Origin of the sequence: Pilimelia terevasa, assembly GCF_014647915.1 — a bacterium.
GTDB lineage: Bacteria > Actinomycetota > Actinomycetes > Mycobacteriales > Micromonosporaceae > Pilimelia > Pilimelia terevasa.
In genome coordinates this window covers 437,645-452,200 of sequence record NZ_BMQC01000002.1, presented here as the reverse complement: position 1 = coordinate 452,200, position 14,556 = coordinate 437,645, and the positions used below count along the sequence as shown (strand labels likewise).

The following is a 14,556-nucleotide window of genomic DNA, read 5'->3' as shown; positions in this document are numbered from 1 at the left end:
ACGCCCCGGGCAGTGCCCGAGGACTCGGTGCCGCGCGGCACGCGGCGGTGGGGGAAGTGGAGAAACTGTAACCCGTGACCCGCGAGTAGGGGATAGCACGCTCAGCCGAAGATCGGCGAGTCAGCGGCGGACAAAAGAGCCCACACGGCGCGATCGCCTGAGAAAAGGGGACGCCCGGCCACGCCCGCGGGTCCCGTTCGGGTCACGCAGCAGGCCGCACGACGCCACCCGAAGGCGAAGCCGACCTCACTGCGTAACCGCATCAATACGCTAACGAGGCCCGGTGTGTGGCGCAACCCTCCATCGGCCGGTCGTCCAAACTCCCCCGACCGGGGCGGCGTTGCGGCGCCGCGGTCGGGCTCACCCGCGGACGCCGGGGGCCGGGGCTGTGCAAAGGTAGGGAGCAGGCGGCGGTCCGGCCGCGCGGCCCCGCGCCGACGCCCGACCGGACCCCCGAAGCCACCGGTACGGGCAGGAGATGCGCCACCAGATGCGCGGCGACGATCCCGCCTCCCGGGCGGCCCGGTGGGCCCGCCGGCGGACCCACGCGGCCGGCGACTGGCCGGCCGCCGCGCTCGCCGACCGCAAGGCCGGGCAGACGGTCAGCGTCGTGCTGCCGGCGCGCAACGAGCAGGACACGGTGGGCGCCATCGTGGCCACCGTCCGCCGCCAGCTCCTCGACCGCCACGGGCTCGTCGACGAGATCCTCGTGGTGGACTCCCGCTCCACCGACGCCACGGCGCGGGTGGCGGCCGCCGCGGGCGCGACCGTCGTCAGCCAGGACGAGGCCACCCGCGGGCTGCCCCGGCTGGACGGCAAGGGCGACGCGCTCTGGGCCGGGCTGGCCCGCTCGCGCGGCGACCTCGTGGTGTTCCTCGACGCCGATCTGCGCGAGTTCGACGCCGCGTACGTCACCGGGCTGCTCGGCCCGCTGCTGGCCGACCCCGCGGTCGCGTACGTCAAGGGCTTCTACCACCGGCCGCTGCGGCTGGCCGGCGGCGCGGAACCCGACGGCGGCGGGCGGGTCACCGAGCTGGTCGCCCGGCCCCTGCTCAACATGTTCTGGCCCGAGCTGTCCCGGGTGGTGCAGCCGCTGTCCGGCGAGTACGCCGGCCGGCGGGCGGTACTGGAGCGGCTGCCGTTCGCCTCCGGCTACGCGGTGGAGACGGCGCTGCTGATCGACCTAGTGGCGCTGGTCGGCCTCGACGCGCTGGCGCAGGTGGACCTCGGCGAGCGGCACCACCGGCACCAGGACAACCAGGCGCTGGGCCGGATGTCGGCGCAGATCCTGCACGCCGTGTGGTCCCGGCTCCAGCGCCGCGGCTGGGTGGACGGGCAGGCGGCGCCCGCGACCCTGCTCACCCAGTTCGCCCGGGCCGCCGACGGGCGCCAGGTGTCCACGACCGACATCAGCGTCGCCGAGCGTCCCCCGCTGCGCGACGTCGCCGCCGCCCACCGCGCCGCGCCGCGCTGACCGCGGCGCGGGCCGGCCGGCCGGCGTGGGTGCCGGCGTGCCGGTCAGGCGTCGAGCCAGCTCATCGTGCCGCGCAGCGCGGCGCCGGCCGCCTCGACCGGGTGGACGGCGGCGGCCTCGTCGGCGGCGGTGAGCTTCGGGCGCCCGGCGTCCTCGTCGGCCACCCACTCGGCGACGAACGTGCCGTCGCGCAGCTCGGCGAACACCTGCCGCAGCGCGTCCGCGGCCGTCTCGCCCACCACCCTCGGCCCGCGGGTCGCGGCGCCGAACCGGGCCACCTCGGAGGCGCCCGCGGCCACCCCCGCCAGCCCCCCGGCGTACAGGTCCTCGGCCATGGTCTGGAGCTGGTGGACGCAGGCCAGGTACGCCACGTCCGGCGACAGGCCCGCCGAGGTCAGCGTCGTGAAGCCCGCCCGGACCAGCTCCAGCGTGCCGCCGACGATCGCCTGCTCGGCGAACCGGGCCGCCTCGGCCTGGGCGGCGAACGTGGTCGCCCGCACCCCCGCCCGGGTCGCGCCGACCCCCTTGGCGTACGCCAGCAGCAGCCCCCAGGCCCCGCCGGAGGCATCGGCCTCGACCGCCACCAGGCAGGGCTGGCCCTTGCCGTCGAGGTACTGCCGGCGCAGCAGCGCCCCGTCGCCCATCGGCGCCAGCAGCAGCACGTCCACGGCGGGCGGCGGCGTGACCAGCCCGTACCGGATCGGGAAGCCGTCGGTGAACAGCAGCGCCTTGCCGGGGGCCAGGACGGGCGCGACAGCCTGCTCGTACACGAACCGCTGCAGCGCCAGCGGCGCCAGCATCACGATCACGTCAGCCTCGGCGGCGGCCTCCGAGGGCGTGCACACCGGCAGACCCTCGTCCTGGGCGCGGGACCGGTTGACGGAGGTGGGGGGCAGGCCCATCCGCACGTCCACACCCGAGTCCCGCAGGCAGAGCGCCTGGGCCGCGCCGTGGTCGCCGTAGCCGATGACCGCGACCTTGCGCCGGGTCAGCAGGGACAGGTCGGCGTCGTCGTCGAAGTACACCGGCGTCGTCATACGTCCTCTTTCTGGGCGGGGCCGTCCCGGACGGGCGACAGTGCGCACCTTAACCAACCGGGACCCCCGGCCGCCGGACACGGCCGCATCCACCGCCCCGGGCACCGCCCGCCGTGACCCAGCGCACACGCCTGGCGCCGGGAGGTCACCGGCGGACCCGCGAGGCTACCGGCCGACCCGCTACGATCGCGTGGATCGCGCGCTGAGGGGCGCCGGACGCAGGAGGTTGTCGCATGCACGTCCCCCCGATCCCGAGCCTGTCCTCGGCGGACCCCCAGCTCGCGGAGCTGATCCACGCCGAGGCCGCGCGCCAGCACGACAGCCTGCGGATGATCGCGTCGGAGAACTACGTCTCCCAGGCGGTCCTGGAGGCCACCGGGACCGTGCTCACCAACAAGTACTCCGAGGGGTACGCGGGCCGCCGGTACTACGAGGGCCAGCAGGTCGTCGACCAGGTCGAGACGCTGGCGGTGGACCGCGCCAAGGCGCTGTTCGGGGCCGCGCACGCCAACGTGCAGCCGTACTCGGGCTCACCGGCCAACCTCGCCGTGTACCTGGCCTTCCTGGCCCCCGGCGACACCGTGATGGGGATGGCGCTGCCGATGGGCGGGCACCTGACGCACGGCTGGTCGGTGTCGGCCACGGGCCGCTGGTTCCGCCCGGTGCAGTACAGCGTGGCCCGCGCGACGGGCCTGGTCGACTTCGACGAGGTCCGGGACCTGGCCCGCCGCGAGCGCCCGAAGGTGATCTTCTGCGGCGGCACGGCCATCCCGCGGACGATCGACTTCGCCGCGTTCGCGGAGGTCGCCAGGGAGGTCGGCGCGGTCCTGGTCGCCGACATCGCGCACATCGCCGGCCTGGTCGCGGGCGGCGCGCACCCGTCGCCGGTCGGGCACGCCGACGTGATCACCACCACCACGCACAAGACGCTGCGCGGCCCCCGCGGCGCGATGATCCTCACCACCGAGGAGTGCGCGAAGCCGATCGACAAGGCCGTCTTCCCCGGGCTCCAGGGCGGCCCGCACAACCACACCACCGCCGGCATCGCGGTGGCGCTGCACGAGGCGGCCCAGCCGGCCTTCCGCGAGTACGCGGCGCAGGTGGTCGCCAACGCCCGGGCGCTCGCCGCGGAGCTGACCGGGCGGGGCTTCGACCTGGTGTCCGGGGGTACGGACAACCACCTGGTGCTCGTGGACCTGACCAGCAAGCAGATCGGCGGCAAGCCGGCGGCCCAGGCGCTGGACCGGGCCGGCATCGAGCTGAACTACAACACGGTGCCCTACGACACCCGCAAGCCGTTCGACCCCTCCGGCATCCGGCTGGGTACGGCCGCGCTGACCACCCGGGGCCTGACCCCGGCCGACATGCCGCAGGTGGCGGCGTGGATGGACGAGGCGGTGACGGCGGCACTCAAGGACGACGAGCCGACGCTGGGCCGGATCGCCGGGGAGGTCCGCGACCTGCTGTCCCGGCACCCGATGCCCGGCTACGCCGCCTGAGGGCCGCCGCCGGGGTCCTCAGGCGCGCGCCCCGGCCACGGCGGCCGGGGCGCCCTGGTGGGAGGATGGCCAGGTGATGGCTACTTCCGAGAGACACGGGTCCGCGCCGGGCCGGGGGGCCGGCGACGGTACCGGGACGCCCGCGCCGCAGGACGCGGCAGCGGCACAGGACACGCCGGCGGCACAGGACGCGGCCGCGCCGCGCGCGGTGGTGCGGTTCCGGCGCAGCGGGGCCGCGTTCGCCGCCGCCGTGATCGCCGTCATCGCCGCCGCGCCGCTGACCACCGCGTCGCGGTGGCTGTTCCCGCTGCTGCTGGTACCGGTCGCCGTGGCCGTCTGGGCCTGGCGCTCGGGCACGGTCGCCGACGGCCGCGGGCTGACGGTCACCGCGCTGGCGGGGCGGCGGTTCCTGCCGTGGGAGACCGTGGCCGCCGTCGGCCCGGACGAGCACCGCGGCGCCATCGCGCGCCTCGACTCCGGCCACCTGGTCCGGCTGCCGGCCGTCGGTGCCGAGGACGTACCCCGGCTGCTCGCGGCCGCCCCCGGCGGAAACGCCACCACGGCCCACTGACGCGGAGCGGGCGCCGCCCCCGCAGGGAGGGCGCCGCGCGGGCGGCGCGGCAGGCTCAGTAGTCGCCGTGGACCACGTTGGCGAGGGGGGCGCCGGCCGCGTGCCGGCGGAGCTGGGCCCCCACCAGGTCGTACGCCCGGCGCATCATCCCGCCCACCGCGCCCGCCACGTGCGGGGTCAGCAGCACCCCCGGCAGCGTCCACAGCGGGTGCCCCGCGGGCAGCGGCTCGGGGTCGGTGACGTCCAGGGCGGCGCCGATCCGGCCGCCGGACAGCGCCCGGACCAGGGCGTCGGTGTCGACCACCGGCCCGCGGGCCGCGTTGACCAGCAGCGCCCCGTCGGGCATCGCCGCGAGGAAGGCGTCGTCGACCAGGCCGCGGGTCGCGGTGGTCAGCGGTACGACCAGGATCACCACGTCGTGGGCGGGCAGCAGCGCCGGCAGCGCCGCGACCGCGTGGACCCCCGGCCGCGCGTGCCGGGCCACGTAGGTCAGCGACACCTCGAACGGCGCCAGCCGCGCCCCGATCTTGGTGCCGATGGCGCCCGCCCCCACGACGAGCACCCGCTTGCCGGTCAGCTCGTCGGTCGGCGTGTGGGCGCTGTGCGCCCACTCCCCCCGCCCCTGCGCCCGGGCGAAGTGGTCGAACCGGCGCAGCCAGGCCAGCGTCGCGGTGACCGCCCAGTCGGCGGTCGGGGCGTCGTGCACCCCCTGGGCGTCGCACAGCAGCGCCGTCGGCGGGATCCGGCCCAGCCAGGCGTCGGCGCCGGCGGTGAGGAGCTGGACGACCCGCACGTCGGGCAGGGTGCCCGCGAACGCCGTCCACTCCGGGGAGCTGACCAGGTACGGCGGGGTCCAGAACGTCACGCCCGCCGGGTCCGAGGGCGGCGCCTGCGGGTCGGTGACGACCTCGACGGTCACGCCGGGCGGGACCTCGCCGAGCAGCGCCGGTCCGTCGGGGTGCGCGAGCCATGCCTTCACGGCGCCCAACCTACCGGGCGGCCGGCGGCCCGCCGGGACCGCGGCGGCGGGTCAGCCCGCGCGGGCGCGGGTCTCCGCGCGCCAGAGCAGGGCGGTCAGCCGGGCGGTGCCGGCGGCCAGGTGCCGGCGGTACGTGCTGGTGGGCAGGTCGAGCAGGTCCGCGGCGGCGCGCTGGGTGCCGGCCGGCTGGAGGTAGGTGTGGTGCAGGGCGCGGTACCCGGCCCGGTCGCGGGCCGAGCCCGCCAGCGCGCGGGCGCCCTCGCGCAGGAAGTCGGCCACGGCGCGGGCGCCGTCGGCGGTACCGGCCGCGCGGACCGCCGCCGCCGCGCACAGCGGCGACCCGGCCAGCCGGTCGGGCCGCTCGAAGTGCCGCAGCGCCTCCCGGACCGCGGCGGCGAACGCGGCCTCGTCCAGGGCCGGTACCGGCTCCGGGTCGACCCCGCCGGCCTCGGCCTCCTCGCGGTCGGCGAGCCGGGCCAGCCAGGCCAGCGGCGGGGTGGCCCGCCAGTCGTGCCCGTACACGCCGAACTGCCGGCCGCCCACGGCGAAGTCGGCGCCGGCCAGCCGGTCGAAGTCCACGTACGCGCACACCTCGGCCCAGCTCGCGGGGTCGGCGCAGACGAGGAAGTGGAAGGCCAGCCCCGGTGTGGTCAGGTAGTGCCGGACCAGGTGCAGCGACAGCATCGTCTGCACCGGCGACACCGCCTGGTAGCCCACCGCGTCCAGCCAGTGCCGGACCACCGTCACCCGGTCGCCGCGCCCGACGGGCGCGTGCCGCTGGAGGTACGCCCAGGCCGCCTCGGCGCCCGGGTCGGCCGCGCGCTGGGCGGACGTGGTCCGGTCCAGCGCGACGAGCAGTTGCAGGCCGGCGAGGGCGCCGTCGGCGCGGCGGACGGCCTGCACGCCCTCCGGCTGTACCGCCGCCCAGTGGGCGAACGCGGCCGCCGACCGCTCGCCCTCGTGCGCGGCCACCAGCGCCCGCAGCGCCGGCAGCTCGGCCGGCCCGGCGGCGACCAGCCGCAGGCCGAACGCGTCGGCGGGGTCCGGCCGGACGTGGGCGAGCATCGCCGCCAGCCCGGGGGCGTGCCGGTGCAGGAACGCGTAGTCGGCCAGGACGGCCTGCTGGCCCGCGGCGTCCGCGGCGGCGAACCGCTCGCGGTACCAGGCCCGCGCCCGCTGGCGGATCTCCGCGTGCTGGCGCGGGTGCCGCCAGCGCAGCTCGCCGGCCAGCACCTCGCGGGCCAGGTCGTGCGGCGCGAGGCCGGCGCCGGCCTCGTCGATGACGGACAGCCCGCGCAGCCAGGCGAACTCCGCGTGCGCGTCCGGCAGGTCCAGCAGGGCCGCCAGCAGCGGCTCGGTCGTCGCGCGGACCTGCGCCGCGGCCTCCAGGGCGGCGCGGTGCCGCGGGTCCGGTACCGCGTCGATCAGCTCGCGCAGCAGCGTGCCCAGCACCTCCCGGGTGGCCGCCGGGGTGGGCGGGCCGCCGGTGGCGGCGCACACGTCCCCGACCAGCGCGAGCGCCAGCGGATGGCCGTGGGTGAACTCCAGCGCCGCGGCGCAGGCGTGCGCGGGGACGCCGCGGTGCCGCAGCAGGGCGACCGCGTCGTCGGGGTCCAGGTTGCCCAGCGGCAGGCTGCGCAGCAGGGCCCGCCAGCCCGGGTCGGCGCGCAGTCGGGCGGGGATGCGGTCGCGGCCGGCGAGGACGGCGACGACGCCGCCGGGCAGGCGCGGCAGCAGCTCGTCCCAGAGCCAGCGCTCCGCGGCGCCGAGCCGCTCGATCGTGTCGACCACCAGCAGCGCCCCGGCGAGGTCGGCCAGCGCGGCCAGCGGGTCGGCCGGGCCGGCCGGCAGGGCCTCGCGCAGCGCGTCGACCGGGCCGGCGGCCAGGTCGCGGCCGTCCAGCCAGTGCACGGTGCGGCCGGTGGCCCCAGCCCGGGCGGCGAACTGCCGCAGCAGCGTGGTCTTGCCGACGCCGCCCGGCCCGTGCAGGTGCAGCAGGCAGCGGCTGTCGGCGCCGCGCAGCAGGTCGCCGAAGGCGGCCAGCTCGGCGGTACGTCCGACGAATCCCCGTTGCCGGGCGTCGGCGAGCCGGTCGGCCAGTCGCGTCGCCATTTGCCCAGTCTCCCACCGCCGGGCCGCCCCGCGGGCGGCCGCGCGGGGCGGCCCGGCGGACCGTTTCGGGCGGTTCACCCCCGGCCGGGCGGACCGGCCGACTCCGGCGTTCCCACCCGGCGCAACGGGCGACGCCACGGCGCCCCGGACCGGGCTACGCTGCCTGGATGACGCCCCTGGATCGATGCCCCCCCACCGGCCGCCCCACCGGCCGACGCCTCCGCCGCGGCGCCGCGGCCGGCACCGCGCTCGCCGCGCTCCTGGCGCTGTCCGGCTGCGGGCTCGGCGCGCCGCCGGTCGTCGAGAGCGCCGGCGCCGCCCGCAAGGGCGTCGCCGCCACCGCGCCCGACGACGGCGAGCCGGCGGTGTCCGTGCTGGCCAGCCGCCTGCGCGTACCGTGGGGCATCGACTTCCTGCCCGACGGCGGCGCGCTGGTGACCGAGCGGGACAGCCGCCGCCTGCTGCGGGTCGGCCCGGCCTCCGACAGCGGCGGCCTGACGGTCACCCCGATCCAGACGATCACCGAGGCCGACGCCAACGGCGAGGGCGGGCTGCTCGGCCTCGCCGTGTCCCCGCGGTACGCCACCGACAGGACCGTCTTCCTGTACTACACCACCGGGCAGGACAACCGGATCGCCAAGCTCACGCTCGGCGGCCGGCCGACGCCGATCGTCACCGGGATCCCGATCTCGGGCATCCACAACGGCGGCCGGCTCGGGTTCGGCCCGGACGGCTTCCTCTACGCCAGCACCGGCGACGCCAGCCGCACCGGCAACAGCCAGGACCTCAAGAGCCTAGGCGGCAAGGTGCTGCGGATGACGCCCGAGGGCAGGCCGGCCCCGGGCAACCCGTTCCCCGACTCGCTGGTCTGGTCCTACGGCCACCGCAACGTCCAGGGCTTCGCCTGGGACTCCGCCGGCCGCATGTTCGCCACCGAGTTCGGCCAGAACACCTGGGACGAGCTGAACCGGATCGAACCGGGCAAGAACTACGGCTGGCCGATCGTCGAGGGCAAGGGCAGCGACCCGCGGTACGTCGACCCGCTGGTGGTGTGGACCACCGCGGAGTCCTCCTGCTCCGGCGCGGCGATCATCGGCGACACGTTCCACGCCGCGTGCCTGCGCGGTACCCGGGTGTGGGCGGTCAAGCTGGGCGCCGACGGCGGCGTCGTCGGCGAGCCCGTGGCCAGCCTGCGCACCTTCGGCCGGCTGCGGACGGCGGTCAAGGCGCCCGACGGGTCCCTGTGGGTGAGCACGTCCAACCACGACGGCCGCGGCAACCCGGTCGCCGACGACGACCGGATCGTGCGGGTCAGCAGCGCGGGTACGGAGACGGGGCGGCGCTGACCGCCCGGCTGCGCGCCCGGACCCTGGCCACGCTGCGGCGGGCCGGGGCCCTGGCGCGGCGGGTCGCGGGCCCGGCGCGGCGCGCCCGGCCCGCGGCGGCCGTGGCGCTGGTCGCGGTCGTCGGCGCGGTACTCGCGGTGGCCGGTGCGGCCCGGCTCGACGCCGACCTCGGGCCGTTCCGCAGCACGCTGGCCGTCGCCCCCTCCCTCACCGGCGACACCGACATCGAGATCCCGCCGCTGGGCGAGCTGCTGCTGGACTCCCACGACGGCCCCGTCCACCTCACGGTCCGGCTGGACCGGCTCGACCAGCGCCGGACCACCGCCCTGATCACCGAGCCCGACGGCGTGGCCCAGGCCGGGGCCACCGCCCTGTCCGACCTCGGCGACGCCCTGGTGCGGCTGGGCCTGCGGACCGTGGCCGTGGCCGTCCTGGGCGCCGTCGTACTGGGCTGGGTGGTGCTGCGCGACCGGCGGCGGGTCGCCGCGGCGGCCGTGACGGCCCTGGCGCTGGCCCTGGCCGCGCTGGCGGCCGGCGGGGCGACCTTCCGCCGGGAGGCGCTGGCCGAGCCGCGGTACGAGGGGCTGCTGACCAACGCGCCGGCCGTGGTCGGCGACGCCCGCAAGGTCGCCGACCGGTACGAGGAGTACGCGGCCCAACTGCAGAAGCTGCTGACCAACGTCGGCCGGCTGTACAGCACGGTGTCGTCCCTGCCCACCTTCGAGGCGCAGCCCGGCACCGTCCGCGCCCTGCACGTGTCCGACCTGCACCTGAACCCGACCGCCTGGCCGACGATCCGCACGGTCGTGAAGCAGTTCGACGTCGACCTGGTCATCGACACCGGCGACATCACCGACTGGGGCAGCGAACCGGAGCAGTCGTACGTGGACGCCATCGGCGGCCTGGGCGTGCCGTACGTGTTCATCCCCGGCAACCACGACTCGGCCGGCACCGCCGCCGCCGTCGCCCGGCAGCGCGGCGCGGTCGTGCTGGACAACCGCGCCGTCCAGGTGGGCGGGCTGCGCCTGGCCGGGATCGGCGACCCGCGGTTCACCCCCGACAAGGCCGGCGCGACCGAGGGCAAGCAGGGCCTGGAGCGACTGCGCGAGAGCGGTGCCGCCCTGGCCGCCACCGTCCGCGCCACCTCCCCGTCGGTCGACGTGGCGCTCGTCCACGACCCGGTGTCGGCGGCCTCGCTGACCGGGACCGTCCCGCTCGTCCTGGCCGGGCACACCCACCAGCGCGCGTTCGCGCCGCTGCCCGCCGCCCCCGGCCGCCAGCGGACCTGGCTGTCGGTGTCCGGCTCGACCGGCGGGGCCGGCCTGCGCGGGCTGGAGGGCGGGGAGCCGACGCCGCTGTCGATGTCGGTCCTGTACTTCGACACCGCCCGGCGCCTCCAGGCGTACGACGACATCCGGCTCGGCGGGACCGGACAGTCGCAGGTGACGCTGGAGCGCCACGTCGTGGGGGCCGTCCCGCCCGCGACCGCGGCCGGGACGAGAGGTATTGCCGCCGCCACCGACACTCACTAGGCTCACGCTGTCTACTCCACGGTGGACGCCCCACCGCGGTGCCGGACCCGGTCCGCAGCGCCGCCGGGCGCCGCCGGCCGGAGCTGAATGCGCCCCGCGCGACAGTCGCACCGCGCACACGCCCCGCCCGCTCCGCGCGCCCGCCGCTTCCCCGCCGGGCGGCCCGCGTCCGACGGCCCCGCGTGCCCGCCGGCGTACCGGCTGCCCGCGGCGGCGCCCACGGACGGGAGGGCGCGTGCGGTACGACCGACCGACATGGACGGGGGTGTGGGCGGCGCTGGCCGCCGCGGCGCTGCTCGCCGGGCCGCTCCCGGCGACCGCGCGGACACCCCCTCCGGTGACCGCGGCCGGCAACGCGACGACTGAGGCGGACGCTTCCGCCGTCGACGCGGCGGCCGGGGCCGGCGCTTCCGCCGTCGGCGCGGCGGCCGGGGCGGGCGCCGCCGGCCTGGGCGACCGGGAGGTGTGGTCCGCCCGACAGGTGAACGACGACGTCGTGGAGGTCGGCGTGTACACCCCGGGCGACGGGGTGACGCCGCAGGAGCTGTACCGCGAACTGGACCGGCAGGGCGTCCGCGGCCTCCGCCGCCCCGCCGCGGCGCGCGCCGGCCAGTGCCGCCTCGGCACCGCGTACGCCCTGGAGGACGGCCGCTGCCCGCCGATCCGCTGGGCCTGGGCCGGCTACCCCGACCCGCAGGTCCACTTCCGCGACCGGACCCCGCGCGCCTGGCCGGTCAAGGAGGCCGTCCGGGCCTGGAACCGCGCGCCCGGCGTCGACTCGCACTGGACCGACCGCGGCTGCCCCCGGGAGCGGCGCCACTGCGTGGAGGTGCGCAGCGGCGACTTCGGGTCCGGCTGGGCCGGCAACACCACGTACCGCATGACGATGGGGCGCAACTTCGTCGACGGTTCGGTGCTGGTCCGGCTGAACGACCGGTACGCCACCAGCACCGCCGACCGGCGCAGCACCGCCTGCCACGAACTCGGCCACGCCCTGGGAGTGGGCCACAACACGTCGACCGCGAGCTGCATGTACCCGGTCGATAACGCGCTGGACCGCACCCAGCCGCACCGCGGCGACGTGGATCTGCTGCGCCGGGTGATCTACCCGTGACCACGGAAGGGCCCGCCATGCCCCGCACCACCGGCATCCGCCGCGCCGCCACCGGCCTCGGCCTCGCCGCGGCGCTCGCGGGGGGCGCGGGGTGCGCCCCCGTCGCCGCGGGGGACGCCGCCGCACCCGCCGGGGTCGCACAGGCGGGCGCCGCCACGGCCGCCGACCCGCCGACCCGCGGGCCCGGCGGCGCCTCCGTGGACCCGACCGACCCGGGCCGGCCGCGCACGGGGCCGCGGCGGCCGGTGCGCGGCGAGGCGTACCCCTACGACCTGTACACCCACTGCGGGATCGCGTTCGCCCGGTTCGGCGGCCGGACGTGGCTGGCCTCGTCGCGGCGGTCGGAGCCGGCGACCCGGCCGGACAACGCCGGCCTGAGCACCTACACCGGCTACACGGCCGGCACCATGACGCTGGTCGACCCGCGCACGGCCCGGTTCGTCATCGACCTGCGACGGGTCGCCGCGGGCGTCCACCCGGTGGTCACGTTCCGGCCCACGTCGCGCCGCGCCCCGGTCTGCCAGTAGCTCCCCGGCCGGGCGGCGTGGCCGTCAGCTAAGTCGGGCGATGATCAGTTCGCGGACCGTCCGCGCGTCCGCCTGCCCGCCGGTGGTCTTCATGACCGCCCCCACGAGCGCGCCCGCGGCGGCGACCTTGCCGTCGCGGACCTTGGCGGCGACGTCCGGGTTGGCCTCGATCGCCGCGTCCACCGCGGCGGTCAGCGCCCCGGTGTCGGACACGACCGCCAGCCCGCGGGCGGACATGACGGCGGCCGGGTCGCCCTCGCCCGCGACGACGCCCTCCAGTACCACCCGGGCCAGCTTGTCGTTGAGCCGGCCCTCGTCGACCAGGGCCTGCAGCGCCGCGACGTGCGCGGGGGTGACACCGACCGCCGCCAGCTCGACGCCCTGCTCGTTGGCGCGCCGGGCCAGGTCGCCGAGCCACCACTTGCGGGCGCCGGCCGCGGTGGCGCCCGCCGCCACGGTCTGCTCGATTAGCTCGACCGCGCCGGCGTTGAGGACCGCGGCCATCTCCGCGTCGCTGAGCTCCCACGCCGCCTGCAGCCGCTGGCGGTGTACCCGCGGCAGCTCGGGCAGGGCGTCCTTCAGCTCGGCCACCCAGGCGGCGTCCGGCGCCAGCGGCACCAGGTCGGGCTCGGGGAAGTACCGGTAGTCCGTCGCCGTCTCCTTCGAGCGGCCCGGCGTGGTGTCGCCGGTGTCCTCGTGGAAGTGCCGCGTCTCCTGGTGGATCGGCACGCCCGCGTCCAGGAGGCCGGCCTGGCGGACCATCTCACTGCGCACGGCGCGCTCGACGCTGCGCAGCGAGTTGACGTTCTTCGTCTCGGTGCGAGTGCCCCAGGCGGCGCCCGGGAGGTTCAGCGAGGTGTTGACGTCGCAGCGCATCGAGCCCTGCTCCATGCGCACGTCCGAGACGCCCAGGGAGCGGACCACGTCGCGCAGCTCGGTGACGTACGCCCGGGCGACCTGCGGGGCGCGCGCGCCGGTGCCGGGGATCGGCTTGGTGACGATCTCCACGAGCGGGATGCCGGCCCGGTTGTAGTCCACCAGGGACTCGCTGGCTCCGTGGATGCGGCCGGTGGCGCCGCCGACGTGGAGGGTCTTGCCGGTGTCCTCCTCCAGGTGCACGCGCTCGATGCCGATCCGCACCGTCTCGCCGTCGAGGTCGATGTCCAGCCAGCCCTCCCCGCACAGGGGCTCGTCGTACTGGCTGATCTGGTAGTTCTTCGGCATGTCCGGGTAGAAGTAGTTCTTCCGGGCGAACCGGCACCACGACGCGATGGTGCAGTTCAGCGCCAGCCCGATGCGGATCGTCGCCTCGATCGCGGCGGCGTTGGCCACCGGCAGCGAGCCCGGCAGGCCCAGGCACACCGGGCAGATCTGGGTGTTCGGAGCGGCGCCGAACCCGGTGGGGCAGGCGCAGAACATCTTGGTGTTCGTACCCAGCTCCACGTGCGTCTCCAGGCCGACCACGGGCTCGTACCGACTGGTCACGTCCTCGTACGACGGCGACACGATCGCGCCCATCCACAGCCTCCCGGCGAACACCCGACCGACAACCCCACCAGCCTAGCCGCCACGCCCGCCCCGGGCTGCGCTCCCCCACCGGCGCGCGCGGGCGGGGCGGACACGGCGCGCCGCGGTGGCGGAGAATGGCCCGATGGGGAGCGCGACGCGGGTGCGGCGGTCACGGTGCGTCCTGGGCGGCGGCGTCGCCGCCTGCACGGCGGGCGGCGCGCTGCTCGGCTGGGGAGCCCGCCGGGCCGTCGACTGGCTGGTCGCGCACGGCGGGGTGCCGCTGCCGCTGGGCGGCCTGTGGCGTCGGCTCGCCGCTCTCGGCGAGCCGCTGGGCACCCTGAGCTTCCCCGTCCTCGGCCTCCTGGCCGGCGGGTACGTCGCCTACCACCTGTGGGCCGGGCAGCTCACCGCCACCGTCACCGACGACACCCTGACGATCCGCCGGCTCAGCGCCGCCCACTCCGTACCGCGGGCGGCCACGACGGCGGTGTACGTCGAGCGCGCCGATGTCGTCGTCCTCGGCGCCGCGGGCGAGGAGGCGCTGCGCGTCAAGGGCGACCTGCCCGCGGGCGGCCTCGGCGCGGCGCTGACCGCCCACCGCTGGCCGTGGTGCCCCGACGGCGACCCGCACGAGAAGTCCTACCGCCGGTTCGTCCCGGACGACCCGGCCCTCACCCCGACCGTCAACGCGCTGCTGAAGGCGCGCGCCGACGCCCGGGCGCGGGGCCTGCGCGACACCGCGGACGAGCTGCGCCGCACGGTGGCCACCGCGGACCTCGTCGTGCACGACCGCAAACGCGACCAGTACTGGCGCCGGACCACCCCGCCCGGCTGAACCACCCCGGCTGAACCACCC

At 77.3% G+C, this 14,556-nt stretch carries 12 protein-coding genes; 8 read left to right on the top strand and 4 right to left on the bottom strand.

The features are described from left to right. Positions 1–478 precede the first annotated feature (478 nt). Entirely contained in the window at positions 479–1,474 is a 996-nt protein-coding gene (locus tag IEY75_RS04990; RefSeq protein ID WP_229789355.1) for a glucosyl-3-phosphoglycerate synthase, read from the top strand. A 44-nt stretch (positions 1,475–1,518) separates the two neighbouring features. Here the strand turns inward: IEY75_RS04990 and ilvC are convergent, their stop codons facing one another. Continuing rightward, positions 1,519–2,511: a ketol-acid reductoisomerase gene (gene ilvC, locus IEY75_RS04985; RefSeq protein ID WP_189112977.1), complete on the bottom strand. Its 993-nt coding sequence runs from the start codon at positions 2,509–2,511 to the stop codon at positions 1,519–1,521. Between the two features lie 233 nt (positions 2,512–2,744). On the opposite strand from ilvC, the gene glyA reads away from it, so the two are divergent. Further along, complete coding sequence (gene glyA, locus IEY75_RS04980; protein WP_189112976.1) at positions 2,745–4,010, top strand: serine hydroxymethyltransferase; 1,266 nt, start codon at positions 2,745–2,747, stop codon at positions 4,008–4,010. Positions 4,011–4,086: 76 nt separating this feature from the next. Further along, positions 4,087–4,581: a PH domain-containing protein gene (locus tag IEY75_RS04975; RefSeq protein WP_189112975.1), complete on the top strand. Its 495-nt coding sequence runs from the start codon at positions 4,087–4,089 to the stop codon at positions 4,579–4,581. A gap of 55 nt (positions 4,582–4,636) precedes the next feature. On the opposite strand, the gene IEY75_RS04970 is transcribed toward IEY75_RS04975, so the two are convergent. Together IEY75_RS04970 and IEY75_RS04965 are read right to left on the bottom strand one after the other, a co-directional pair. Beyond that, complete coding sequence (locus tag IEY75_RS04970; RefSeq protein ID WP_189112974.1) at positions 4,637–5,560, bottom strand: 2-hydroxyacid dehydrogenase; 924 nt, start codon at positions 5,558–5,560, stop codon at positions 4,637–4,639. 51 nt (positions 5,561–5,611) lie between these two features. Next, on the bottom strand, positions 5,612–7,672 hold the full coding sequence (locus tag IEY75_RS04965) for an AAA family ATPase (RefSeq protein ID WP_189112973.1): 2,061 nt from the start codon (positions 7,670–7,672) through the stop codon (positions 5,612–5,614). A 167-nt stretch (positions 7,673–7,839) separates the two neighbouring features. On the opposite strand from IEY75_RS04965, the gene IEY75_RS20760 reads away from it, so the two are divergent. The 4 genes from IEY75_RS20760 to IEY75_RS04950 all read left to right on the top strand — a co-directional run bounded on the left by IEY75_RS20760 (position 7,840) and on the right by IEY75_RS04950 (position 12,191). After that, a complete protein-coding gene (locus IEY75_RS20760; protein ID WP_229789354.1) occupies positions 7,840–9,018 on the top strand; it encodes a PQQ-dependent sugar dehydrogenase in 1,179 nt (392 codons plus the stop codon). Next, on the top strand, positions 8,916–10,550 hold the full coding sequence (locus IEY75_RS20755) for a metallophosphoesterase family protein (protein ID WP_229789353.1): 1,635 nt from the start codon (positions 8,916–8,918) through the stop codon (positions 10,548–10,550). Before IEY75_RS20760 ends, IEY75_RS20755 begins: the two co-directional genes overlap by 103 nt. 235 nt (positions 10,551–10,785) lie before the next feature. Continuing rightward, positions 10,786–11,664 (top strand): matrixin family metalloprotease, encoded by an 879-nt coding sequence (locus tag IEY75_RS04955; protein WP_189112972.1) that lies wholly within the window; start codon positions 10,786–10,788, stop codon positions 11,662–11,664. Positions 11,665–11,681: 17 nt separating this feature from the next. Beyond that, positions 11,682–12,191, top strand: a complete 510-nt coding sequence (locus IEY75_RS04950) for a hypothetical protein (protein ID WP_189112971.1) — start codon at positions 11,682–11,684, stop codon at positions 12,189–12,191. A gap of 24 nt (positions 12,192–12,215) precedes the next feature. On the opposite strand, the gene gatB is transcribed toward IEY75_RS04950, so the two are convergent. Next, positions 12,216–13,709, bottom strand: coding sequence for an Asp-tRNA(Asn)/Glu-tRNA(Gln) amidotransferase subunit GatB (gene gatB, locus IEY75_RS04945; RefSeq protein WP_189112970.1), 1,494 nt, complete (start codon positions 13,707–13,709; stop codon positions 12,216–12,218). A 133-nt stretch (positions 13,710–13,842) separates the two neighbouring features. Between gatB and IEY75_RS04940 the strand changes: the two genes are divergently transcribed. Beyond that, on the top strand, positions 13,843–14,535 hold the full coding sequence (locus IEY75_RS04940; RefSeq protein WP_189112969.1) for a YqeB family protein: 693 nt from the start codon (positions 13,843–13,845) through the stop codon (positions 14,533–14,535). Positions 14,536–14,556 lie beyond the last annotated feature (21 nt).

Excerpts from the sequence above, each read along its gene's own strand:
- IEY75_RS04950 (WP_189112971.1), top strand. The coding sequence starts at position 11,682 with ATGCCCCGCACCACCGGCATCCGCCGCGCCGCCACCGGCCTCGGCCTC.
- IEY75_RS04965 (WP_189112973.1), bottom strand. The coding sequence starts at position 7,672 with ATGGCGACGCGACTGGCCGACCGGCTCGCCGACGCCCGGCAACGGGGA.
- IEY75_RS04940 (WP_189112969.1), top strand. The coding sequence starts at position 13,843 with ATGGGGAGCGCGACGCGGGTGCGGCGGTCACGGTGCGTCCTGGGCGGC.
- glyA (WP_189112976.1), top strand. The coding sequence starts at position 2,745 with ATGCACGTCCCCCCGATCCCGAGCCTGTCCTCGGCGGACCCCCAGCTC.
- IEY75_RS04975 (WP_189112975.1), top strand. The coding sequence starts at position 4,087 with ATGGCTACTTCCGAGAGACACGGGTCCGCGCCGGGCCGGGGGGCCGGC.
- IEY75_RS04990 (WP_229789355.1), top strand. The coding sequence starts at position 479 with ATGCGCCACCAGATGCGCGGCGACGATCCCGCCTCCCGGGCGGCCCGG.
- gatB (WP_189112970.1), bottom strand. The coding sequence starts at position 13,709 with ATGGGCGCGATCGTGTCGCCGTCGTACGAGGACGTGACCAGTCGGTAC.
- ilvC (WP_189112977.1), bottom strand. The coding sequence starts at position 2,511 with ATGACGACGCCGGTGTACTTCGACGACGACGCCGACCTGTCCCTGCTG.
- IEY75_RS20760 (WP_229789354.1), top strand. The coding sequence starts at position 7,840 with ATGACGCCCCTGGATCGATGCCCCCCCACCGGCCGCCCCACCGGCCGA.